Annotated in this window: 19 protein-coding genes and 1 pseudogene; 12 read left to right on the plus strand and 8 right to left on the minus strand. The window is 66.9% G+C overall.

What is annotated here, in order from left to right; all coding sequences use genetic code 11:
• Positions 1 to 2: 2 nt before the first annotated feature.
• The 3 genes and pseudogenes from ACESMO_RS00345 to ACESMO_RS00355 form a co-directional block, all read right to left on the minus strand.
• Positions 3 to 1,274 carry a sensor histidine kinase gene (locus ACESMO_RS00345; protein WP_372706190.1) on the minus strand — a complete coding sequence of 424 codons (1,272 nt, stop codon included), beginning with the start codon at positions 1,272 to 1,274 and terminating at the stop codon, positions 3 to 5.
• A gap of 505 nt (positions 1,275 to 1,779) precedes the next feature.
• Positions 1,780 to 2,390 (minus strand): annotated as a pseudogene (locus tag ACESMO_RS00350) (sigma-70 family RNA polymerase sigma factor).
• A complete protein-coding gene (locus tag ACESMO_RS00355; RefSeq protein ID WP_372706208.1) occupies positions 2,387 to 2,587 on the minus strand; it encodes a NepR family anti-sigma factor in 201 nt (66 codons plus the stop codon). The pseudogene ACESMO_RS00350 and the gene ACESMO_RS00355 overlap by 4 nt, the downstream one beginning before the upstream one ends.
• A gap of 190 nt (positions 2,588 to 2,777) precedes the next feature.
• Here ACESMO_RS00355 and ACESMO_RS00360 point away from each other — a divergent pair, with 190 nt between their 5' ends.
• A complete protein-coding gene (locus ACESMO_RS00360) occupies positions 2,778 to 3,572 on the plus strand; it encodes a response regulator (protein ID WP_372706191.1) in 795 nt (264 codons plus the stop codon).
• Between the two features lie 58 nt (positions 3,573 to 3,630).
• Here ACESMO_RS00360 and ACESMO_RS00365 read toward each other — a convergent pair whose 3' ends face one another.
• Entirely contained in the window at positions 3,631 to 4,002 is a 372-nt protein-coding gene (locus ACESMO_RS00365; protein ID WP_372706192.1) for a hypothetical protein, read from the minus strand.
• A 330-nt stretch (positions 4,003 to 4,332) separates the two neighbouring features.
• On the opposite strand from ACESMO_RS00365, the gene ACESMO_RS00370 reads away from it, so the two are divergent.
• Entirely contained in the window at positions 4,333 to 5,355 is a 1,023-nt protein-coding gene (locus tag ACESMO_RS00370; RefSeq protein ID WP_372706193.1) for an NADP-dependent oxidoreductase, read from the plus strand.
• A 13-nt stretch (positions 5,356 to 5,368) separates the two neighbouring features.
• Positions 5,369 to 5,776 (plus strand): acyl dehydratase, encoded by a 408-nt coding sequence (locus tag ACESMO_RS00375; RefSeq protein ID WP_372706194.1) that lies wholly within the window; start codon positions 5,369 to 5,371, stop codon positions 5,774 to 5,776.
• Between the two features lie 117 nt (positions 5,777 to 5,893).
• On the opposite strand, the gene ACESMO_RS00380 is transcribed toward ACESMO_RS00375, so the two are convergent.
• On the minus strand, positions 5,894 to 6,688 hold the full coding sequence (locus tag ACESMO_RS00380; RefSeq protein WP_372706195.1) for a SapC family protein: 795 nt from the start codon (positions 6,686 to 6,688) through the stop codon (positions 5,894 to 5,896).
• A 96-nt stretch (positions 6,689 to 6,784) separates the two neighbouring features.
• A complete protein-coding gene (locus ACESMO_RS00385) occupies positions 6,785 to 8,860 on the minus strand; it encodes a TonB-dependent receptor domain-containing protein (protein WP_372706196.1) in 2,076 nt (691 codons plus the stop codon).
• 99 nt (positions 8,861 to 8,959) lie between these two features.
• Between ACESMO_RS00385 and ACESMO_RS00390 the strand changes: the two genes are divergently transcribed.
• The 5 genes from ACESMO_RS00390 to ACESMO_RS00410 all read left to right on the plus strand — a co-directional run bounded on the left by ACESMO_RS00390 (position 8,960) and on the right by ACESMO_RS00410 (position 13,797).
• Positions 8,960 to 9,457 carry a Fur family transcriptional regulator gene (locus tag ACESMO_RS00390; RefSeq protein ID WP_372706197.1) on the plus strand — a complete coding sequence of 166 codons (498 nt, stop codon included), beginning with the start codon at positions 8,960 to 8,962 and terminating at the stop codon, positions 9,455 to 9,457.
• 50 nt (positions 9,458 to 9,507) lie between these two features.
• Complete coding sequence (locus ACESMO_RS00395) at positions 9,508 to 10,398, plus strand: alpha/beta fold hydrolase (RefSeq protein WP_372706198.1); 891 nt, start codon at positions 9,508 to 9,510, stop codon at positions 10,396 to 10,398.
• A 334-nt stretch (positions 10,399 to 10,732) separates the two neighbouring features.
• Positions 10,733 to 11,074: a nuclear transport factor 2 family protein gene (locus ACESMO_RS00400; protein ID WP_372706199.1), complete on the plus strand. Its 342-nt coding sequence runs from the start codon at positions 10,733 to 10,735 to the stop codon at positions 11,072 to 11,074.
• A gap of 281 nt (positions 11,075 to 11,355) precedes the next feature.
• On the plus strand, positions 11,356 to 12,858 hold the full coding sequence (locus ACESMO_RS00405) for a CoA-acylating methylmalonate-semialdehyde dehydrogenase (protein WP_372706200.1): 1,503 nt from the start codon (positions 11,356 to 11,358) through the stop codon (positions 12,856 to 12,858).
• A gap of 87 nt (positions 12,859 to 12,945) precedes the next feature.
• Positions 12,946 to 13,797 carry a hypothetical protein gene (locus tag ACESMO_RS00410; protein ID WP_372706201.1) on the plus strand — a complete coding sequence of 284 codons (852 nt, stop codon included), beginning with the start codon at positions 12,946 to 12,948 and terminating at the stop codon, positions 13,795 to 13,797.
• Positions 13,798 to 14,087: 290 nt separating this feature from the next.
• Here the strand turns inward: ACESMO_RS00410 and ACESMO_RS00415 are convergent, their stop codons facing one another.
• Both ACESMO_RS00415 and secA read right to left on the minus strand, forming a co-directional pair.
• Positions 14,088 to 15,260: an aminotransferase class V-fold PLP-dependent enzyme gene (locus ACESMO_RS00415; protein ID WP_372706202.1), complete on the minus strand. Its 1,173-nt coding sequence runs from the start codon at positions 15,258 to 15,260 to the stop codon at positions 14,088 to 14,090.
• Between the two features lie 87 nt (positions 15,261 to 15,347).
• Positions 15,348 to 18,203 (minus strand): preprotein translocase subunit SecA, encoded by a 2,856-nt coding sequence (secA, locus tag ACESMO_RS00420; protein WP_372706203.1) that lies wholly within the window; start codon positions 18,201 to 18,203, stop codon positions 15,348 to 15,350.
• A 217-nt stretch (positions 18,204 to 18,420) separates the two neighbouring features.
• On the opposite strand from secA, the gene ACESMO_RS00425 reads away from it, so the two are divergent.
• The 4 genes from ACESMO_RS00425 to ACESMO_RS00440 are packed head-to-tail and all read left to right on the plus strand — an operon-like array spanning position 18,421 to position 21,376.
• Positions 18,421 to 19,371, plus strand: coding sequence for a peptidyl-prolyl cis-trans isomerase (locus ACESMO_RS00425; protein WP_372706204.1), 951 nt, complete (start codon positions 18,421 to 18,423; stop codon positions 19,369 to 19,371).
• Positions 19,368 to 20,765, plus strand: a complete 1,398-nt coding sequence (argJ, locus tag ACESMO_RS00430) for a bifunctional glutamate N-acetyltransferase/amino-acid acetyltransferase ArgJ (RefSeq protein ID WP_372706205.1) — start codon at positions 19,368 to 19,370, stop codon at positions 20,763 to 20,765. The genes ACESMO_RS00425 and argJ overlap by 4 nt, the downstream gene beginning before the upstream one ends.
• On the plus strand, positions 20,762 to 21,172 hold the full coding sequence (locus ACESMO_RS00435) for a (deoxy)nucleoside triphosphate pyrophosphohydrolase (protein WP_372706206.1): 411 nt from the start codon (positions 20,762 to 20,764) through the stop codon (positions 21,170 to 21,172). Before argJ ends, ACESMO_RS00435 begins: the two co-directional genes overlap by 4 nt.
• Before the next feature lie 21 nt (positions 21,173 to 21,193).
• Positions 21,194 to 21,376 (plus strand): Flp family type IVb pilin, encoded by a 183-nt coding sequence (locus ACESMO_RS00440; protein ID WP_372706207.1) that lies wholly within the window; start codon positions 21,194 to 21,196, stop codon positions 21,374 to 21,376.
• Positions 21,377 to 21,584 lie beyond the last annotated feature (208 nt).

Genomic DNA, 21,584 nt, shown 5'->3' on the forward strand with positions numbered 1-21,584 from the left:
TATCAACGTCGCGCCGCGTTCCGGGTTCCAAGGTCGGCGGGATCGGTCGGCGTGACCGCCTCGGGGGTCTGGAAGGTCAGTCGGGCGATGGTGCCGCCCAAAGGTCCGGGGATGAGCTCGGCCTCGCCGCGCAGTTGCTTGGCGAAGGCACCCATGAGGGTGCGGCCGACGCCGGATCGCATGGTGTCATCCACCCCGGCACCGTCGTCCTGGACCTCAAGCAGGCTAGTGTCGCCCTTGACCTTGAACCGGACCTGCAGGTCGCCACCCCGACCCGCGAAGGCGTGTTTCTGGGCATTGGTCACGGCCTCGACCAGCCACAGCGCCAGCGGCGCCAGCTTGTCGGGATCGACGACCAGCGAGTCGGCCTCGATCGATGAGGTGACGACCGGGCCCCGACCCGCCTCGCTGGACACCAGTTGGCCGACCAGTTCGGTCAGGAAGACCTTGGCGTCGGCATAGCGAAGATCGTCGCTCTGATAGAGGGTGCGATAGATCAGGGCCAGGGCAGAGATGCGCTGGCGGGTGTCGCCGACCGCCGCCCGGGCCGCATCGTCCTTGAGCGCGCGTTGCTGCAACGACAACAGGGACGAGATGATCTGAAGGTTGTTCTTCACCCGGTGATGGATCTCGCGCATCAGCGCGTCCTTCTCATCCAGGGCGGCGTTCAGGGCGGCGTCGCGGGTGCTGATGGTCTCGGCCAGTTCGTCCAGGGTGCGGGCCAGGACGCGGATTTCCGAGGGTGCGTTGATCGCCTGGACCGGACGCACGGAAAAGCGACCACGGGCGTACAGCGCCGCCACACGCTCCAGATAGGCCAGCCAACGCACGACGATCCGCTCCGTCACCCACATCGCCGCCACGAAGGCGATCAGCCAGGCCAGAAGCGGCACCAACAGGGCGCCAACGGGATTGAGCCGCGCCCAGGAGAGCAGTCCGGGCGCCGGGGCGGACAGAAGGGCATAGACGTCGCGACCCGCCAGCGCCGCGCCGGCGTAAACCCGACGTCGACCATCGGCGCCGTCGGCCTCGAAGATGGCTGAGGCATCCTCGCGGGCGCGCTCGACCCAACCCGTCAGGGCCGGGCCGCGACTCAGGGTGAAAGCCTCCATGTCCGTGGCCGTCAGAATGCGACCGTCGGCGTCGGTCAGGGCCGCCTGGGAGCCTTCGGGAAGACCCGGATCCGCGACGTCGGGCTGGAGGCTGGATAAGGGGATGACCGCCAGCATGACGCCGTTGAACGTCCCCAACGGACGTTCCAGCCGCTTGGCCACGATCAGTCCGGGCGCGTGGCCGGCGTGCGCCGGCGCCCGGGCCAGGACCTTGTCCTCGCCGTCGCGCAGGCGTTGGAACCAGGCGCTGTCGCGCGCCCGGACCAGCCAGTCCGGGGTGGTGCCGGCCAGGCCGCTGGAAGCGCAGGTCGTCCCGCCCGCGGGTTGTCAGGCGCGCCAGCCCCTCGATGCCTTCAAGCTGTTCGACCAAGGCGGTCAGGCGCGGCTGGCAAAAGACTTCCAGCGCCTCGGGGCGCAGCGCCTGAAGCAGCACGCTGGTGCTGTCCAGATGGGCCTTTGCGTAGGCTGCGGCGCGTTCGGCCGCGAACTGGAGATCGGCGCGGCGTTCGACGTCCTGGGCCCGGAAGCGCGACTGTGTTTGGAAGACCCCCAGCGCGAGGATGGGCAGCAGGGCGAAGGTCAGGGCCAGCCCAAGTCGGAAGCGGACGCCTTGAAATCTCGGCGGGCCGAGGCCTCTACCGAGCGCGCGCCTGATCCGCCCCATGCATCAGGTCCTGACGCCGGCCAGACGATCCGCGGCCGCCAGGATCGACCGCATGGCATCCCCCGCGGGGCGCGCCCGTCACGGGCATAGCCACCTTTTTCCAGCGTCGCCTGCAGGGCCTTGCGGGCCCGCGACACGCGGCTCTTCACCGTACCGACCGCGCACTGGCAGATGTCGGCGGCCTCTTCGTAGGCGAAGCCGCCCGCGCCGACCAGGATCAGGGCCTCGCGCTGCTCTTCCGGCAGGGTGGCCAAGGCCAGGCGAAGTTCGTCCAGCGCGACCGGGGATTCCGGGTCGTCCACGGCCACGCGCGTGCGCTCCGCCGCTTCCTGATCGAGTTGCGACTGGCGCCACGAACGGCGCTTTTCGGAATAGAACTGGTTGCGCAGGATCATGAAGGTCCAGGCCTTCATATTGGTGCCCATCAGATAGCTGGCGCGCGCGTCCCACGCCTTCATCATCGCGTCCTGGGCCAGATCGTCCGCCGCGGTCGGGTCGCCGGTCAGAGTGCGCGCGAAGGCGCGGAGATGGGGAATCAGCGTGACGAGCTCGCGTTTGAAGGCGTCGTCGTCGGCGGAAGGCGGTTTCGGCGGCGGGTTGGTCGCGCCGCTCATGCGTCGCCCCCTTCGGGAGCCCGCTTGTCGGCGCGACGCAGGATCTCAAGGAACTCGTCCGGCACGGGCTCGTTGACCACCTCGTCGAACATATGGCGCAGCTTCACGCCGATCGCCTGCTGACGCAGCCGGGCCTCCTCAAGGCGCTCGCCTTTGGGCTCACCCGAACTGCGGGAAGGGTTCGAAATATCTGTCATTGAATAAACGGCTGCCACCCTGACGCTGTTGCTGTATGCCCGAAACGCCAGCTTCATCCTCCGGTTCCTAAGCCGTCGCCGATTAATGCTCAAGCTTCTGCGCCCGGTCGGGAACCGTGGCGGATTTGATACGTTGGGAACACTGTCGAGGTTCCATGGTGGGAACCCGGTTTTGTCGGGGATTTACAATATGAGCCTGCTGGCCCGTCTCGCGCCGCATCTGCCCTATGTGCGCCGTTACGCCCGCGCATTGACCGGCGATCAGACCACCGGGGACAACTACGTCCGCGTGGCGCTGGAAACCCTGGCCGCCGGCGAGCGCCAGTTGCCGGCCGAGATGACGCCGCGCGTGGCGCTGTATCACGTGTTCCATGCGATCTGGGTCTCGACCGGCGCCCAGCTGGAAGACAAGAGTGGCCTCGAGCTCCGCGACGACGCCTCGCGCCGCCTGATGCGGATCGCGCCGCGCTGGCGCCAGGCCTTCCTGTTGACCGCGCTGGAAGGGTTTACCCCTTCGGAGGCCGCGCAAATCCTCGATGCGGACGCCTCCGACGTCGAACGCCTGATCTCGGAAGCCCAGTCGGACATCGACGCCGAGCTGGCCACCGACGTGTTGATCATCGAGGACGAGGCCATCATCTCGGCCGACATCGAAAGCCTGGTCAAGGAGCTGGGTCACCGGGTCACCGGCACCGCAACCATGCATGATGAAGCCGTGGACGCCGTCGCCCGCCACCGTCCGGGCCTGGTCCTGGCCGACATCCAGCTGGCCGACGGCTCGTCGGGCATCGACGCGGTCAAGGACATCCTGAAGGCCATCGACGTGCCGGTGATCTTCATCACCGCCTTCCCGGAACGCCTGCTGACCGGCGAGCGGCCCGAGCCGACCTTCCTGATCACCAAGCCCTTCCAGCCCGAAACGGTGAAGGCGGCGATCAGCCAGGCGTTGTTCTTCCATCCGTCGCGTCAGAAGGAAGCGGCGTAGGCTCCTTCGCCAGCGTGACACGAAGAAAGCCCCGGTCGCGAGACCGGGGCTTTCTCTTTTACGGGATCGCTGACCGGGACGGCGCGGCCGAGACGGTCGGGGCGTTGACATTGGGGGCCTCGCCAGTCGGCGGATTGGTCGGCTCGCCCGTCGCGGTGGTCGGAGCGTCCGCCGTCGGCGGCGCGACGGCGTCGCCCTGGAAGGCTTCGGCGTCGACGGCCTGATTTCCAACATTGGCGTTGGTCCGGGCGAAGCCGCCCTGGCTGACGAACCACATGCCCAGCAGCAGGACGCTGACCGCGGCCACCGAGATCACCAGTATGGTCAGGATGCGGCGACCCGGGCCTCCGCCACGCACGTATTTCGCCTCGACCGGCCGGCCTTCGTGAACGGCGTCGGCGGCCTTGTCGTGGGGAGATTCATGAGTCATGGCGGCGCTCCGTCCAGAAATTTGACATGCCGGTTGAACGCGTTAGCCGGCGTTGCCGTTCCGGATTCCCGCAGCTGGTGAAAAAAGTTCGCTTTGCGGCGGAACCTGACACGGCGACCCTCGTTCTTCACATGCGGAGGCGGCGACGCCCCCCGACTTGAGATTGGCGCAAGCCAATCTGTCGCCTCCGCACCTCATTCTCGATGATGCGACTCGGCGGACCGGAAACGGTCCGCCTTTTTCTTTGGGCACCATCCAACGCGACGGCTGGACAGCGACGCCGTCTGCATCACTATGCGCGTCCACAAAGAAGACCCGGAGGATCGCCAAATGGCTCGTGTCAATCGTCAATGGGTGTTGCGCCAGCGCCCGAGAGGCCTGATCAAGTCGGGCGACTTGGAACTGGTCGAGGCGCCGGTGCCGGCGCTGAGCGAATCCCAGGTCCTGGTCCGTACCGTCTATTTGTCGCTGGATCCGACCAACCGCACCTGGATGAACGACGCCGAAGGTTATTTGCCGCCCGTGCCCATAGGCGGGGTGATGCGCGGCCTGACGCTGGGCGTGGTCGAGGAAAGCCGGTCGAACCGCTTCCGCGTCGGCGACGTGGTGACGCCGCTGTCCGGCGGCTGGTCAGACTACGCCGTCGCCAACGAAATGGAGCTGCGGCCGGTGCATCGGGCTCCGGGCATGCCCCTGACCGCCAACCTCAGCGTCCTCGGCATGACCGGGATGACCGCCTATTTCGGCGTCACCGACGTCCTCAAGGCCAAGGCCGGCGAGACCTTCGTCATCTCGGCCGCCGCCGGCGCGGTCGGTTCGATCGCGGGTCAGGTGGCCAAGGCGCGCGGTTGCCGCGTCATCGGCATCGCGGGCGGGCCGGACAAATGCCGCTGGCTGACCGACGAACTCGGCTTCGACGCCGCGGTCGACTATAAGAACGAGGACGTCGGAGAAGCGCTGGACCGGCTGGCTCCGGACGGGATCGACCTGAATTTCGAGAATGTCGGCGGCGACAACATGATCGCCGTGTACAACCGGCTGAAGACCCACGGGCGCATGGCCGTGTGCGGCCTGATCTCGGCCTATAACGCGACCAAGATGCCGCCCTCGCCGAATTTCTCTCGCATCATCACCCACCGCCTGAACATCCAGGGCCTCCTCGTGCTCGACTATGCCCACCGGGGCCGCGACATGGTGGGCGAGATGGGGCCTTGGCTCGCCGACGGCACCGTGAAGTGGAAGGTCCACGTCGACGACGGGCTGGAAGGCGCGTTGAAATCGCTGAACCGCTTGTTCACCGGCGACCACGACGGCAAGCTGCTGGTGCGGGTTTCGGAAGAGCCTGCGGGCTGACGGGACGGATGACATGAGCGAACCCCTGCACGTCCATTTCGAGGATCTGGGCGTGGGCGAGGTCGTGCCTCTGGGCGCTTGCATGGTCGACGAGGCCGCGCTGGAGGTGTTCATTGAACGCTTCCTGCCTGGCTGGGACCCCGCATACGGCGCGCCCGACGCCATGATCTATGCGCTGTGGAGCCGATTGTTCGCCGACAAGGCCTCGGGCTGGGCTCAGTCCAAGGTGCTGGCGGTCGACGGCCTCCGCTACATGCGCAATCCGCCGGCGGGCGAACTGATGCGCGGTCGCATGACGGTGATGGGCAAGGATCCCGTGGGCGACGAAAAGGGCATCGTCATCGCCCAGCACGACCTGCTCGACGAGGCCGGTCGTCTGGTCTTCTCATGTCTGACGCGGGCGCTGCTGGCCCGGCGCTGACAAAGTGACGCGTAATTAGTGGCGAGTGGCGAGGGCCGTCCGAGCCGTAGCGGACGGAGGTGGATAGTCCGCGATTACTCGCCACTCGCCACTCGCCACCCGTCACTCGCCACTCACTCAGGCGTTACCGGCCACTGGCTGCTCGGCGGCGGCGCGCTGGAAGGCGATGGCGATCAGGCGATCCCAGCCCAGCAGCGACGTCAGATGGGCGTAGATCTGGCCCAGGGCACCGTTGTCGCGCAGCTCGACCAGCTTCTTGGCCGACAAAGCCTTCAGCTTGTCCTCGGAGACGGCGAAATATTCCGCGATCTTCTGCGGCTGGCCGGAGGAGCCGTCGGCGTTGCGCGGCGTGAACAGGGCTTCGCGCGTCTCCAGCAGCTCAAGGTCGCCCAGCAGCTTGACGAAGGCGTCGGTGCGCTGACGCTCCTGCTCGAAATTGTTGCAGAATTCCATCGCTTGCTGGGTGTAGGGCGAGGGCTGACCGTCGACGAACAGCGGGGTCTCGCCGCCTTCGCGGATGAAGGAGGCCGAACGGTCGACGCACAGGATCATGCGCTTCTGGACGTCGTCATTGGCGAAGACGAACGGATAGCGGCGGATGTAAGCCGGGATATAGGCCTCGGCGCGGAACTCGCCGTCGTCGGTGACGAACAGGTTTTCGCCCTGGCGCAGCCCCATGACGGCGACCGGCTGGCGGTTGTCGCCGACGAAGATCACCGGATAGGACAGGGCCGCCGGCGCGAACTCGGTGACCATCACCGGCACGATGTTCGACTGGGCGACAAAGCCATACGGCTTGGCGACCGGATCGACGCCCAGGCCGCTGTGGGCCTCGACCGACAGCGGTTCGGGCTTGCCGTAGAACAGGACGTTGCCCGACAGGGGCGAGGCGTTCGTGGTGGTATCGGTCATGGACGCGAGGCTGCTCTTGAATGAATGAAGGCGGCCTTCTAGCCCAGACGCAGGCGCGCGGCAAACAGGCTTCGCCTGCGTGGGCCAAGGTCAGCTTCAGAACCGGTAGGTCAGCCCCACGCGCAGGTTCCGGCCGGGTTGTGGCGCGAGGTCCTTCTGGAAGCTCGCGTGCTCGCGCGCCTCTTCGTCGGTCAGATTGGCCGCCTCGGCGAAGAGCGTCAGATTCCGCTCGGCGAACGGACGGATCGCGCCCTTCAGGCTGACGAGCGTGTAGCCGTCGGTCGGAAGCTCGAAATCGGCCACGCGATCCTGTTCGCCGACCCGACGAACGTCCAGCCCGACGTCGAACAGGCGCGAGGTCCAGTCGATTCCGCCGGTGACCGACCAGGGCGGAATCCGCGCCGCCGGGCCGAGATCGGTCGAGGCCCTGACCTGGTCGGCGACGACGGACAGGCTGACGCCGCGAGTCTCGTCCCCCCAGGCCTGATAACGCGCCTCGGCCTCGAAGCCGCGGAAACTGGCGTTGGTCTGGACGTACTGGAAGATCGGGAAATCCGAATCCGCGTCTTCCAGACCCGTCGGCCTCAGGTCGATGAAGCCGTCGTAATCGGCCTGGTAGACGTGCAGATCGACTTCGAACCGCCCCGAGGCGAAATGCAGCGTGCCCTCGATTGAGGTCGCGATTTCGCTGTCCAGATCGACGTCGCCGACCTCGAAGGCCCCGGTCGCGGCGTGGGGGCCCTCCGCGAACAGCTCGACCTCGCTCGGCGCACGCGCGTTGCGGGCCAAGGTCAGACCCAGGAACAGGGAAGGTGCCGGTCGGACAAAGACACCGGCGGAAGCCGACACATTGTCGAAATCCCGATCGGCGGCAACGCTGTCAAGCGATCGCGTGTCCAGGCGCACGCCGCCCTCAAAGCCGAAGCCGCCTCGATCATAGCGTTGCAAGGTGTAGAGGCCCTGCTCGGCGATGTCGGTGCGGGGCACATAGGCTTCGTCGCCGACCGCGTCGAAGGTGCGGTCCAGCACCTGCGCGCCGATCACGCCCTGCCAGCCGTTGCGTTCACGCTGGATCAGCTCGAAACGACCCTCGTAGCCGTCCGAGAAGAATTGGGTGCCGACCTCGTCGCCTTCGAACTCGGTGTGCTGATAATCGGCATAGCCGGCCGACAGCCGGGCAGAACTGAACGGGCCCGCGTCGAAGCGCAGTTCGCCACGCAGATCGTAACGCGTCTGCTCCAGGCCGATGGTGACGATTTCCTCTTCATCACCATGGTCGTCGTCGTGATCCTCGTCGTCGTGATCCTCGTCCTCATGCCCGTGTGCGTGACCCGGGACGCCATAGGTCGTCTCGACCCGCTTCACAGACAGGCCCAGATAGCCGCGTGATCCGATCCAGCTGACGCCCGCGCCATACTGGTCCAGGTCGACGAAGGTGTTTTCGACGGTGCGCTCGTCGCCCGCGGTCTCGCCCTCCTCGTCCAGCAGACGCTGCGATTCCGGGTAGACCGGGATGTCATAGTCCGAGGCGCTGCGGGTGAAGCCGTCCACGGTGAAGACCAGCGGCCCGGCGTTGGCCTTCAGTCGCGCGCCGAAACTGGTTCCCTCGTCGACCGTCGACGCCTGGGCGCTGACGTGACCGTCGATGCCGTTCTCTGCGGCTTCAGAAGGGATGCGGTCGTCGATGATGTTGACCACGCCGCCGATGGCCGAGCCGCCGTAGACGAGGGTGGACGGACCCCGGACGATCTCGATGCGTCGCGCCTCGGCGGGGTCGACCGCGACCTGGTGATCCGGCGAGACCGAACTGGCATCGATCAGGCCAAGCCCGTTGGTCAGCACCTGGACGCGCGGACCGGCCAGTCCGCGGATCACCGGGCGGCTGGCGCCCGGAGCGAAATTGGTGCTGCGAACGCCGGGCAGACCGTTGACGAGGTCGCCCAGCGTCGCCGCCGGGGCCACGGCCAGGTCTTCCTCGTTCAGAACCTCGACCGCCAGCAGGCTGGCCTGGTCGGTGACGCCGAAGGGCGTGCCGGTTACGATCACATCTTCCAGCCGCGCGCTTCGATCCTGCGGTGCCGCGCCCACGGAAACGGGAGTCTGGGCCAGGGCGACGCCGCTCAGAACGGTCCAGCTGGCGGCGGCGAGAAGAAGGGGGCGAGACACGGTCATGAGGAACTCTAGCTAAGGGATGTTTTATGTTATGAGATAACATCACATCAGGTCAAGCCCGACATTGCGGGTGCCGGGTTGAGGCATTAGCTGTGAGCCATGGGCGACCCCTGCGATCACCATCATCACGAAGGCCCGCCGGACGCGGCCGAGGTCGAGCGGGCCCTGGCCGCTGCGGACGCGCGTCTGAGCGCCGAGGGCGAACGGATGACGGCCGCGCGCCTGCGGGTACTGGGCCTGCTGCTCGCGGCGGGCGAGCCGGTCAAGGCCTATGACCTGATCGCGCGCTTCGGCGAAGACGGCCGGCCCGCCAAGCCACCTACTGTCTATCGCGCGCTGGAGTTCCTCGAGCGCAAGGGACTGGCGCACCGGATCGCCTCGATCAGCGCCTATGTGGCCTGCAATGTCGAGACTGGCGAAGCAGGATCGCTGCACGCGGCCGCCTTCCTGATCTGCGACTGTTGCGGCGCGACGGAAGAGGTGTCCGCGCCGGCGGCCGGGGGTCTGGACTCCGCCGCCGAACACGCCGGTTACGTCATTGCCCGCACCACGATCGAGGCGCATGGCCGCTGCCCGGCCTGCCGGGTGGCCGTCTGAGGCGACCTGGACGCTGGCGAAGGGGCCGTCGACCTCCTATCTGCCCCCCCATGGACGCAATCCGGCTCTCCCCGCCCCGTCGACTGACGCTGTCCGTGCGCGCGCCCTCGGGCGAAGGGCCCATGAGCGTGCTGGATTTCGGCGATGAGAAACGCCCGGTCGATCTGGTCTTCGTCCACGCCAACGGCTTCAACGCCATGACCTACCGCACCCTGCTGGCACCGCTCTCCGGCAGCCTGCGCATCTGGGCGCCGGACCTGCGCGGCCACGGCGCGACCCTGCTGCCGACCGAGGCGAAGGGCCGACGCCATTGGCACGACCACCGCGACGACCTGATCGCCCTGCTGGATGCGCTGGACGGCCCGCCGGTCGTCCTTGCCGGACACTCCATGGGCGGAACCTCGGCGCTTCTGGCCGCCGCCGAACGCCCCGAGCGGGTCGCCGGCCTCGTGCTGTTCGATCCGGTGATCTGGAGTCGCCTGACCGTCGCCGCCTTCCAGCTTCCGCTTCTGGACCGTCTCGCCTCGCGCATTCCGCTGGTCAAGAACGCCCTGCGCCGCCGCGCCGTGTTCGACAGCCGCGAACAGGCCCTGGCCGCCTATTCGGGACGCGGGGCCTTCAAGGGTTGGCCCGAGATGATGCTGGCCGACTATCTGGTGGACGGTCTGGTCGAGACGCCAGACGGCTTCACCCTGGCCTGCGACCCGGCGTGGGAGGCCTCCAACTATGCGGCCCAGAGCCATGACCCTTGGCGCGCGCTGAAGCGGCTGGACCGCCCGGTGCGCATCCTGAAGGGCGAGACCGGCTCGACCTGTCACGTCCCCGAGGCACCGCGGGGCCTGCCGAACGTCACCGTCGAGACCGTGCCCGGCGGCACCCATTTCTTCCCCATGCTCAAGGCCGACATCGCACGCGACGCCCTGTTCGACGCGGCGGTCTAGGTCCGGATTCAACACCGCTCATCCCCGCGGAAGCGGGCACCTGGTGTTTTGAGCGATCCAGTCGCGCCGACGGCCCAAGGACGACGATCCCGATCACTTGGCGCAGCAAAAGCACTGGGTCCCCGCTTTCGCGGGGATGAGCGGAAGTCGGGAGTGATTGATTGCACTCGATTACAATCAAGTCCGGACGCTGTTGGATTGATGCCGACATCGGCATCTCCTGAACGTCCGCATCCTGGCACGATTTCAATGAGCGGCTAGAGACCCTTTGCGTACAACAAGGACTTCCGTATGCCAGCGGGAGACGTAAGACATTTGTTCGCGGGACGGTGCAATGATGGCGAACCTGAACTGGATACCGGCTCTTCTCGTGATGGGGTGCGCGACGGTGTCGCCGCCAGATGGAGGCGATGCGGCGGTCCGCTCGGCTGATGAGCAGCAGCGAGCCATGGTTGCGGCAGCCGATGTCGCTGGCCTGGAACGGCTTGCGCACGCGAATTTGAGGATAAACGCGCCGGGGGGCCGCGTCCTCTCGCGCGAGCAGTTTCTTGCGAACATGCGCAACGGCGAAATCGCCACTGAACAGTTCCAGCGGACTCCGGAAGAAGTTCGTATCAGCGGCGGCGTTGCGGTCGTGATGGGCGGGGAGGTCTTCACGCCCGTCGCCACGAGCTAACTTGGACGAGCCTTTGGACCAGTGCCGCTGCAAAGAAGATACACGAACGTCTATGTGTGGGAGGCGGGTCGCTGGCAGTGGCTGGCTCGCCATGCAAACGTCGTTCCTCCCGCCACTCGCTAGGCCCCCTCACCACCCGTCCCTGTCATTCAAACCGTCCCCTCGTCGGCTGTGAACCGTCCGCCAGAGTCTCCCCACCCGTGCCGCTGGCGCCCGCGCGGGTCAGGGGCTAAACCGCTGGCCATCTGACGACCTGTTTCAGTCCCGAGGACCGCCCGCCCATGCGCGATATCAACCACTTCATCGACGGTGCCAGCTTCACAGGCGCTTCGGGCCGGTTCTCGGACGTCTTCAATCCCAACACCGGCGAGGTCCAGGCGCGGGTGCAGCTGGCCTCGGTCGCCGACATGGATCGCGCCGTCCAGGCCGCCCAGAATGCTTTTGACGGCTGGTCCTCGACCAATCCCCAGCGCCGCGCGCGGGTGATGTTCGAGTTCAAGCGCCTCGTTGAGGCGAACATGACAGAGCTGGCCGAACTGCTGTCGGCCGAGCACGGCAAGGTCGTCGCCGACTCCAGGGGCGACATCCAGCGGGGTCTGGAAGTGATCGAGTTCGCCTGCGGCATCCCGCATGTGCTCAAGGGCGAATACACCTGGGGTGCCGGCCCCGGCATCGACGTCTATTCGATGCGCCAGCCCCTCGGCGTGGTGGCGGGCATCACCCCCTTCAACTTCCCGGCCATGATCCCGATGTGGATGTTCGGCGTGGCCATTGCCGTCGGCAACACCTTCATCCTCAAGCCCAGCGAGCGCGATCCGTCGGTGCCCGTCCGTCTGGCCGAACTGATGATGGAGGCGGGGGCCCCCGCCGGGGTGCTCAACGTCGTCCACGGCGACAAGGCGGCGGTCGACGCCATCCTGACCCATCCGCTGGTCCACGCCGTCAGCTTCGTCGGCTCGTCCGACATCGCTCACTATGTCTATCAGACCGGGGCCGCCAACCATAAGCGGGTCCAGGCCATGGGCGGGGCCAAGAACCACGGCATCGTCCTGCCCGACGCCGACATGGACCAGGTGATCAAGGACCTGTCCGGCGCGGCCTATGGCTCGGCCGGCGAACGCTGCATGGCCCTGCCGGTGGTGGTGCCGGTAGGCAAGAAAACCGCCGACGAGCTGCGTGAACGGATGATCGCCGAGATTCCGACCATGCGGGTCGGCGTCTCGACCGACGCCGGTGCCCACTACGGCCCGGTCGTCACGGCCCAGCACAAGGCCCGCGTCGAAGGCTGGATCGAACAGGGCGTGAAAGACGGTGCCGAACTGGTCGTCGACGGGCGCGGCTTCAGCCTCCAAGGGCACGAGAAGGGCTATTTCATCGGCCCGTCGCTGTTCGACCACGTCACGCCGGAGATGGAGTCCTACAAGGAAGAGATCTTCGGCCCGGTGCTGCAGATCGTCCGCGCCGCCAGTTTCGATGAGGCGCTGAGCCTGCCCAGCAAGCACCAGTATGGCAACGGCGTCGCCATCTTCACCCAGAACGGCCGCGCGGCGCGAGATTTCGCCGCCCGGGTCAATGTCGGCATGGTCGGGATCAACGTCCCGATCCCGGTGCCGGTCGCCTATCACACCTTCGGCGGCTGGAAGCGTTCGGCCTTCGGCGACACCAACCAGCACGGCATGGAGGGGGTCAAATTCTGGACCAAGGTCAAGACCATCACCGCCCGCTGGCCCGACAGCGATCTGGAACACGCGGAGTCGAGCTTCGTCATCCCGACCATGGGGTGACGGGTTCGCCTCTCCGACGTTCGCGGCATCGGAATTCGGTGTTAAGCGTTACGCTCTCAGAACCGTGAAGCTGGAGCCCCCGTCCGCATGCGTCGCTTTTTCGTCTGGTCGGCCCTCGCGGCCGTTCTCGGCCTGATTCTGGCCGTCGGCGGCTACTGGGCCTATCAGAATTTCTACGCGCGCTTCCAGCCGGTGACGATCACCCACAACCAGGCTGAAATTCAGAAGCTGATGGACGAGGCGTCGTGGGTGTCGGCCGGGGGCGGCGGCGAGCCGCTGTACATCATCGGCCATCGGGACTCCGCCGCCATGCAGCGCTACGAGCAAGAAGAGGCGCCCAAACTGCGCGCGGCGGGGATAGAGGCGCGCTTCATCCTGTTCGCCCGGCCCGACCGCGAGGGACTGGCCCAGTCCACGGCGGCCGAGCGCGCCACGGTCGCAGAGCTGTGGCTGACCCGCGACTGGACCCTGTATCAGCGCTGGACGGCGACGCCGTCGAACAACTGGACCGGCGCGGGCATCCCGACCGCCGACGGCAATCTGGCGCGCGGGGCCGTCGTCGACGCCGGTCGCGACTTCATCGCCAGCCTGTCGGAGAATCTGCGGGAGGAGGGGCTGCAGCCCACTTGGCCGTTGGTCATCTGGCGCGACCGCGCAGGCTTCATGAAGGCCTGCGCCTGCTCGGACACGCGCTCCTGGGTCTTCATCCGCGACGATCTGGACGCGCCCGACCGGGTCGAGCCCGAGGGTGCCGCGCCGCCGGAGATCGTCTATCCCGGAGACGGCAGCCCCGAGACCCTGCCCTATCCGACCCTGCCGCTCGCGCCGGGTCAGGCCGCGCCGACGACGCCCGGCGCGCGCCCGGAACAACCCGCCGCTCCAGCAGGACCTCGCAAGGCTCCGGAAGCCAAGCGGCAGGACGACTCGACGTTTTTCTAGGGTCAGTCGACATGCAGGTGTCGGTGCCCGTTCCCTTTCCCCCGTCATTCCGGGGCTGGGACCGGCGCAGCCGGGAACAGAACCCGGAACCCAGGGGCTGGACACCGTCGTCCGCCACACTCGACTGCCGAGTTCAGACACCTGGGTTCCGGGTTCCGCTACGCGGCCCCGGAATGACGGGGTTTGGTGACCGTCAGCGGCTCTGCTGAACGTCAATTGGGCCAAGCGCGTAATCGGCCCTGTTCCACGCCGTCCTCCGGCGCGCGGATTTCGCTCCCGGTTGACCCCGGTCAGAGCACGCGTGCGCAGGTGGCGATCATCCGCTCCAGGTCCGCTTCGTCCTGGTACAGACCGAAGCCGAAACGGATGGTGTCGTCGCGCACGTCGGTGACGACATTGGCCTCCAGCAGCCGCGCCCGCCACGCCTGCGCGTCCGCGTGCCGGATGGCCAGGAAGCGGGCGCGGTTGGTTTCATCGGTCACGGGATTGAGGATTTCGGCCCGGTCCAGCCGCCCGGCCTCGCCTGCCGCCACCGCGTCCTGGAAGCGGCGCATCAGGCCCCGCGCATGGTCGGCGATCGCGGCGGTGGTCAGGCCGTTCTCGTCCAGTATCCGGCGCGCGCCGTTAAAGCGGTACAGCGGCGTGGCATCGAAGGTGGCGCCCCAGAAGCGGCCCGCGTCGCCGCGATACTGGACCCCGTCGGGCGGCCCCATCAGATTGCCGAACTCGGCGAACCAGCCCGTCGCGACCGGGCGTGGGCAAAAGCCGTCCGGGGCGTGCAGGATGCCCGCGCCCTCGCCCGCCATGGCGTATTTGTAGCCTCCGGTGACGTAGAATATTTTGTCCGCCACGGCCGACAGATCAGTCGGCGTGGCCATGAAGCCGTGATAGCCGTCGACGATCACCCACGGCCCCTCGGGCCGGGCCAGCGCCGCCAGATCCTCGACGGCCCCAAACCCCTGGCCGGTCTTGAAGAAAATCTGGCTGATGACGATCAGGTCGAAGCCGCCGCCCCGGGCCGCCGCGATGAACCGGTCGTCGAAGGTCTCGACGGGATTGAGCGGGATGCGGGTGACCACCGCCTCGCCCGCCTCCTCCCAGCGCTCGGCCTGGCGACGGAAGGCGTGGAACTCGCCGTCGGTGGACAGGATGCGGACGGGCTTGCGCTCGAATCCGGAGACGATGCGCAGCAGGAAGTCGTGGGTGTTGGAGGCGAACACGACCGTGTCCGGCGACGGCAGGTTCAGCTCTTTCGCCACGTGAGCCTGCGCCTCCGGCACCACGTCGCCGAACACCAGATCCCATTTGCGGTCGGCGAAGGTGTTGGCCTCGACCCAGGCACGGATCTGGCCGTCGAAGCTGGCGTCAGGCCAAAGGTGATGGCTATGGGCGGCGAAATGCAGCCGGTCGGGGTCCAGCGACAGGGCGCGGGAGAACAGATCCTTGCGGCTCGTCGCGGTCATCCCTGGTCCTGTCCCTGAAGTCTTCTAAGTCTTTGCCGGGCGTCTCTCGATTCCCACCCGGCGCGTCTCTCAATTCCTCGCCGGAAATCAAACCAGCGTGCCGTGGCAGTGCTTGAACTTTCGACCCGATCCACAGGGGCAGTCGGCGTTGCGCGGGGTACGGTTCCAGCCGACCGGCAGGGCCTCGACCGGCAGGCGCGCGCGATCGTCGCCGGTCAGCTGGCCCTCCGGGTTCTGAGCGCCCGGATTGGCCATCTGGTTCTCGCCGCTGCCGGGGTTCAGATGGATCTCCTGGAACTCGGGCAGGTCCATTGCGGGCGGCGGCTGGAAGCGGAATTCGACCGTCATCAGCCAGCGGGTGACGTTGTGGCGCAGCTCGTAAAGCAGCGTCTCGAACAGATTGAAGGCCTCGGTCTTGTACTCGTTCAGCGGATCGCGCTGGCCATAGCCACGCAGGCCGATGACGCCGCGCAGGTGGTCCAGATGCACCAGATGCTCGCGCCACTGCATGTCGACCATCTGCAGCATGAACTGCTTCTCGAGGCCACGCGTCTGGTCGGCGCCGATCAGCTCCAGACGCTCGGCTGCGCGGGCGTCGGAGGCGGCCAGCAGGCGTTCCTCGAACTCCTCGTTCGACACGCCCTCCTCGGCGGCCCAATCGTGCAGCGGCAGCTCCAGACCCAGCGTCGAGCGGACTTTTTCGTCCAGGCCGTCGATGTCCCACTGCTCGGCATAGGCCTTGGGCGGCATATGCTTTTCGATCAGATCGGAGATGACGTCGTGTCGGAACTCGCCGACCAGCTCGGACAAGTCCTGGGAGTCCATGAACTCCTGACGCTGCTCGAACACGGCCTTGCGCTGGTCGTTCACGACGTCGTCGTATTTCAGCAGGTTCTTGCGGATGTCGTAGTTGCGGGTCTCGACGCGCTTCTGGGCGGTCTCGACGGCGCGGTTCAGCCAAGGGTGGCTGATGGCTTCGCCTTCGGCCACGCCGAAGCTGCGCATGATGGCGTCCAGCCGGTCGCCGGCGAAGATTCGCAGCAGGTCGTCCTCGCAGGACAGGAAGAATTTCGACGTGCCGGGGTCGCCCTGGCGGCCGGTGCGTCCGCGCAGCTGGTTGTCGATGCGGCGGCTTTCGTGACGTTCGGTGCCCAGGACGAACAGGCCGCCCGCCGCCAGCGAAATCTGTTTCTGCACGGCGATGTCGGCTTTCAGGCGGGTTTCTTCTGTCGCCTCCAGCTCGGGGGTGATCTCCTGCGCCAGGTTGCGCAGGTCCTGACGCCACTTCTGGAGCTGCATGTCCAGGTTGCCGCCCAGCTGGATGTCGGTGCCGCGGCCAGCCATGTTGGTGGCGATGGTGACCACGCCGGGCAGGCCGGCGTCGGCGACGATATAGGCTTCCTGTTCGTGCTGGCGGGCGTTCAGAACGCTGTGGGGAATGCCGCGCAACTGCACGTCGTATGTGATGTCGAAGGCGGCGTCGCCGATCTTGGCCGCGTCCTTGTCCTTGCCGGCGAATTCCTTCTTCAGGGTACGGCCGGACTCGACCTTGTGCTCATAGGTCCGGAGCAGTTCGGACAGGGTCTCGGATTTCTCGATCGATACCGTGCCGACCAGGATGGGCTGGCCTCGCAGGTGGCATTCGGCGATCAAACCGGCGATGGCCTGGTTCTTTTCGGCCGAGGTGCGGAAGATCTCGTCGTCGTGATCGATGCGCTTGACGGGTCGGTTGGTCGGCACCTCCAACACGTCCATCGTGTAGATGTCGAGGAACTCCTGCGCCTCGGTCGCGGCCGTGCCGGTCATGCCGGACAGTTTCTCGTAAAGGCGGAAATAGTTCTGGATCGTGACCGAGGCCAGCGTCTGGTTCTCGGGCATGATCTTCACGCCCTCCTTGGCCTCGATGGCCTGGTGAAGGCCTTCGGACAGCCGGCGGCCCTGCATCATCCGGCCCGTGAACTCATCGATCAGCATGACCTCGCCGGCCTTGATGATGTAGTCTTTGTCTTTTTGATACAGAGTGTTGGCGCGCAGGGCCTGGTTGATGTGATGCACCAGGCTGATGTTGGCGGCGTCGTAAAGGCCCGTGGTGTCGGCGGCGAACAGGCCGCGCGCCTCCATGATCTCCTCGATCTTTTCCGAGCCTTCCTCGGTCAGCAGCGCCTGACGCTGCTTCTCGTCGAGGTCGAAGGTGGTCGCGTCGAGGATCAGCTCCTTTATGATCCCGTCGACGATCAGATAGAGGTCGGAACGGTCCTCGGTAGGTCCCGAGATGATCAGTGGCGTGCGAGCCTCGTCGATCAGGATGGAGTCGACCTCGTCGACGATGGCGAAATGGTGCGGGCGCTGCACCATTTCGTTGCGATCGTAGACCAGATTGTCGCGCAGATAGTCGAAGCCGAATTCGTTATTGGTGCCGTAGGTGATGTCGGCCGCATAGGCCGCCTGGCGCTGGCCCGACGACAGGCCGTTGACGATGACGCCGACCTCCATGCCCAGAAAACGATAGACTCGTCCCATCCATTCGGCGTCGCGACGGGCCAGATAGTCATTGACGGTGATGACGTGGACGCCCTTGCCCGCCAACGCGTTCAGATACACCGGCGCCACGGCGACCAGGGTCTTGCCCTCGCCGGTCCGCATCTCGGCGATGCCGCCGTCGTTGAGAATCATGCCGCCGGCCAGCTGCACGTCGTACTGGCGCTGGCCCAGCACCCGCTTGGAAGCCTCACGCGCCACAGCGAAGGCCTCGTTCATGACCTTGTCCAGCGTTTCCCCGCCGGCGATCCGGTCGCGGAAGGCGTCGGTCATCATCCGCAGTTCGTCGTCGGACAGGCCGGCGAACTTGTCCTCCAGCGCGTTGATCTTCTGTACCCGGCCCTGGAAGTCCTTGACCTTACGGTCATTGGAGGAACCGAAAAACTTCTTGGCGATGCCGAGCATGGATGATCCAAAGGCGGGCGAGCGGCGGTGCTCTGGTACTGAGGGCGGCGAGGAAGTTCTCGCCGGCGGCGGCCTCGGCTCGCGCCTGTCGCAGGCGCGCGGGAGGGTCGCGCGAACGTTCGAAAAGCCCTCGACTTGGGCGCAGGCGGGACTTAAGCACCGGCCTTATCCCTGTCAACGCGAGGGCCTTTGTCGCCCCGTGACGGAGTTCGCCCGAATGAGGCTTTCCCGCGCATTGTTTCCGGTCGTTCTGGCGGTCCTGCTGACCGTCGCGGCCTGCGGCCGAACCGGTGGTTCCGAACGCCCGCCCGAGCCGGGCGACCGCGCCGTGGCCAAGGTTCAGGACGAGACCATCTGGGCCTCCGACGTCAAGCGCGAGGCGGTGGCGCAGGGCCTGGTGGGCGAGGGCGAGCCGCTGGACTCCACGTCCGACCTGTTCCGCCGCGTTCTGGACGAGGTAGTCGACCAGAAGCTGCTGGCGGCCGAGGCCGAACGGCGCGGACTGGACAACTCGGCCCTTGCCCAGCGCCGTCTGGAGGCGACCCGCGAACGCATCCTCGGCGACATGCTGGTCGAGACGGTCGTCAACGGCACAATCGACGACAAGTCCATCGAGACGATTTATCGCGAGCAGGTCCGGTTGGCCGAAACCACCGAGGAAATCCGCAGCCGTTTGATCCTGTCGCGCACGCGGGAGGAAGCCGACGCCGTGGTCGGCCTGCTGGCGCAGGGATCGGCCTTCGAGGCGGTGGCGCAGCAGCGCTCCATCGACGAGGCGACCCGCTTTTCCGGCGGCGACCTGGGCTATGCGACGCTGGACGTCCTGCCCCAGGCCTATGCCAATGCGCTGCGCGACCGTCCGGCGGGGTCCACCGTCGGCCCCTTCCAGACCGAAGGCGGCTGGGCGGTGCTGCGGGTTGAGGACCGCCGTCGCGAAACGCCGCCGACGCTGGAACAGGCGCGGCCGCAGATCGTGCGATACCTGACCTATGAGGGCGTGCGTCAGCTGCTGGAGCAGTTGCGCGGCAAGGCTGACGTCAATGTGCTGCTGAACGCCACCACCCGCTCGCAGGAACCCGCCTCGGCGCCCCGGCCCGCCCCCGTGGCACCCGCCGCGCCGGCACCCGCTCCCGCGACGATCCCGGCCGCGCCCAAGACGACCCCATGAGCCGCGCGCCGGAGATGGGTCGCGCCTCGACCGGCCAGAAGATCGAACAGGCCATCGAAAAGGCGCTCGATCCGCTGGCCACGGCCCTGAGACGCGCGACCACACCCACGAAGGTCATCGTGGCCGCGCCGGGCAAGCCCGGGCTGGAGGTGTCGCCCCTGGCCGTGCCCTTTCCGGCCATCCCGGCCATCGGCGGGGTCGAGATCGCCACGGCCCGGGCCGGTTTCTACAAGCACGAGCGCGACGACCTGGTGGTGTTCCGCTTCGCGCGCGGCACGACCTGCGCCGGGGTGTTCACGCGCCACAAGATCGGCTCGGCCCCCGTCGACTGGTGCAAGCGTCAGCTGGCAGCCGACGGCGGGGGGGAGGACGTGCGTGCGCTGGTCGTCAACGCCGGTTGCGCCAACGCCTTCACCGGCAAGGCGGGGGCTGACGCCGCCCGGCGCACGGCCTCGGAGGTCGCCAAACGCTTCGGCTGTCGCCAGCGCGACGTGATGCTGGCCTCGACCGGGGTGATCGGCGTGCTGCTGGACGACCGCAAGATCGCCGCCCGCCTGGCCGACGTCGAGGCGGCGCTGGACGCCGACGCCAGTGCGACGGGTCAGTGGGCCGTCGCTGGCCTGGGCATCATGACCACGGATACCTTTCCCAAGGGGGCCTTCGCCGAATGCCAGATCGACGGTCGCACCGTCCGCATCGCCGGCATCGCCAAGGGGTCGGGCATGATCGCGCCGGACATGGCGACCATGCTGGCCTTCATCGTCACCGACGCGGCCATCGCTCCGCCGGTGTTGCAGGCGCTGCTGGGCCTGCACGTGCGGACGACCTTCAACAGCGTGACGGTCGACGGCGACACCTCGACCAACGACACCTGCCTGCTGTTCGCCACGGGCGCGAGCGGAGCCCCGCGCATCGGCCGGGTCGGCGACCGGCGGCTCAAGGAATTCTCGGCCGCGCTGGACAAGGTCATGCTTGACCTCGCCCACCAGCTGGTCCGCGACGGTGAAGGCGCCACCAAATTCGTTCGCGTCACCGTGGACGGGGCGGCCAGCCCGGCATCAGCCCGAAAGCTGGCCAAGTCGATCGCCGACAGTCCGCTGGTGAAGACCGCGCTCGCGGGCGAGGACGCCAACTGGGGGCGGGTGGTGATGGCTGTCGGCAAGACCGAGGAGCCGGTCGATCGCGACCATCTGGCCATCCGCTTCGGCCCGCACGTCGCGGCCGTCGACGGTGCCCCGTCGCCGACCTACGACGAGGCCGCGATGAGCGCCTATATGAAGAACGCCGAGATCGACATCACCGTCGACGTCGGCTCGGGCCGCGCCTCGGCCACAGTCTGGACCTGCGACCTGACCAAACGCTACGTCGAGATCAACGGCGATTATCGCTCGTGAGCGAGGGCCTTGAGACCGTCCTCGTCGTCGCGGTCGCCCTGATCGACGTCGACGGCCGGGTGCTGATCGCCCAGCGGCCCGAGGGCAAACAGCTGGCCGGCCTGTGGGAGTTTCCGGGCGGAAAGGTCGAGCCGCGCGAGCGACCGGAAGCGGCGCTGATCCGCGAACTGCATGAGGAACTCGGGATAGATGTCACCGAGGCCTGCCTGGCCCCGTTCGTGTTTACCAGTCACGCTTACGAATCATTTCACCTGTTGATGCCACTGTATCTTTGCCGACGTTGGTCTGGGGTGGTCCAGAACCGCGAACACGCGGCGCTGAAGTGGGTGAAGCCGAACGAGCTTTCGGACTATCCCATGCCGCCGGCAGACGTTCCACTGGTCGCTTGGCTGCGCGACCTGCTCTAGCCGCCGAAAAGGAGGGGGCCGATGCTGCGACGATTGCTTTCCCGCTTCGGACGCGACGACAGCGGTGCCACCGCGATTGAATGCGGCCTGATCCTGTCGCTGATGGTCCTGGTCATTCTCGTCGCCCTCTATGAGTTCGGCGGTACGACCGACGGCCTGTTCCAGATCACGATGAACCGTTTGAGCGATGCGATGCGCGGCTGAGACGCTTTCAGAGTGAAATCGGTTTGGACGCGCTGGCGTCCAAGCTCAGATTTCGCTCCAGGATCAGGCTCTAGAGCAGCCGCCCGCTGAGTTGAATCGAATGTGATCGAGCGGGGGATTCCCATCGGGTCCGAACCGTGAGTCCATGGGTCTTCTGATTGGGAGGCTATTATGGGCAAGGCGCGTTCGGACGATCTTCGGGAGCGTG

The sequence above is a fragment of the Brevundimonas sp. genome (assembly GCF_041688735.1).
Lineage (GTDB): Bacteria > Pseudomonadota > Alphaproteobacteria > Caulobacterales > Caulobacteraceae > Brevundimonas.

What these genes read in the sequence shown, in the direction of transcription:
- ACESMO_RS00360 (WP_372706191.1), top strand. Translation starts at nt 2,778, where the DNA reads ATGAGCCTGCTGGCCCGTCTCGCGCCGCATCTGCCCTATGTGCGCCGT.
- ACESMO_RS00410 (WP_372706201.1), top strand. Translation starts at nt 12,946, where the DNA reads ATGCGTCGCTTTTTCGTCTGGTCGGCCCTCGCGGCCGTTCTCGGCCTG.
- ACESMO_RS00375 (WP_372706194.1), top strand. Translation starts at nt 5,369, where the DNA reads ATGAGCGAACCCCTGCACGTCCATTTCGAGGATCTGGGCGTGGGCGAG.
- ACESMO_RS00365 (WP_372706192.1), bottom strand. Translation starts at nt 4,002, where the DNA reads ATGACTCATGAATCTCCCCACGACAAGGCCGCCGACGCCGTTCACGAA.
- ACESMO_RS00380 (WP_372706195.1), bottom strand. Translation starts at nt 6,688, where the DNA reads ATGACCGATACCACCACGAACGCCTCGCCCCTGTCGGGCAACGTCCTG.
- ACESMO_RS00405 (WP_372706200.1), top strand. Translation starts at nt 11,356, where the DNA reads ATGCGCGATATCAACCACTTCATCGACGGTGCCAGCTTCACAGGCGCT.
- ACESMO_RS00440 (WP_372706207.1), top strand. Translation starts at nt 21,194, where the DNA reads ATGCTGCGACGATTGCTTTCCCGCTTCGGACGCGACGACAGCGGTGCC.
- ACESMO_RS00390 (WP_372706197.1), top strand. Translation starts at nt 8,960, where the DNA reads ATGGGCGACCCCTGCGATCACCATCATCACGAAGGCCCGCCGGACGCG.
- ACESMO_RS00395 (WP_372706198.1), top strand. Translation starts at nt 9,508, where the DNA reads ATGGACGCAATCCGGCTCTCCCCGCCCCGTCGACTGACGCTGTCCGTG.
- ACESMO_RS00425 (WP_372706204.1), top strand. Translation starts at nt 18,421, where the DNA reads ATGAGGCTTTCCCGCGCATTGTTTCCGGTCGTTCTGGCGGTCCTGCTG.
- secA (WP_372706203.1), bottom strand. Translation starts at nt 18,203, where the DNA reads ATGCTCGGCATCGCCAAGAAGTTTTTCGGTTCCTCCAATGACCGTAAG.
- ACESMO_RS00400 (WP_372706199.1), top strand. Translation starts at nt 10,733, where the DNA reads ATGATGGCGAACCTGAACTGGATACCGGCTCTTCTCGTGATGGGGTGC.
- ACESMO_RS00415 (WP_372706202.1), bottom strand. Translation starts at nt 15,260, where the DNA reads ATGACCGCGACGAGCCGCAAGGATCTGTTCTCCCGCGCCCTGTCGCTG.
- ACESMO_RS00355 (WP_372706208.1), bottom strand. Translation starts at nt 2,587, where the DNA reads ATGACAGATATTTCGAACCCTTCCCGCAGTTCGGGTGAGCCCAAAGGC.
- ACESMO_RS00370 (WP_372706193.1), top strand. Translation starts at nt 4,333, where the DNA reads ATGGCTCGTGTCAATCGTCAATGGGTGTTGCGCCAGCGCCCGAGAGGC.
- ACESMO_RS00385 (WP_372706196.1), bottom strand. Translation starts at nt 8,860, where the DNA reads ATGACCGTGTCTCGCCCCCTTCTTCTCGCCGCCGCCAGCTGGACCGTT.
- argJ (WP_372706205.1), top strand. Translation starts at nt 19,368, where the DNA reads ATGAGCCGCGCGCCGGAGATGGGTCGCGCCTCGACCGGCCAGAAGATC.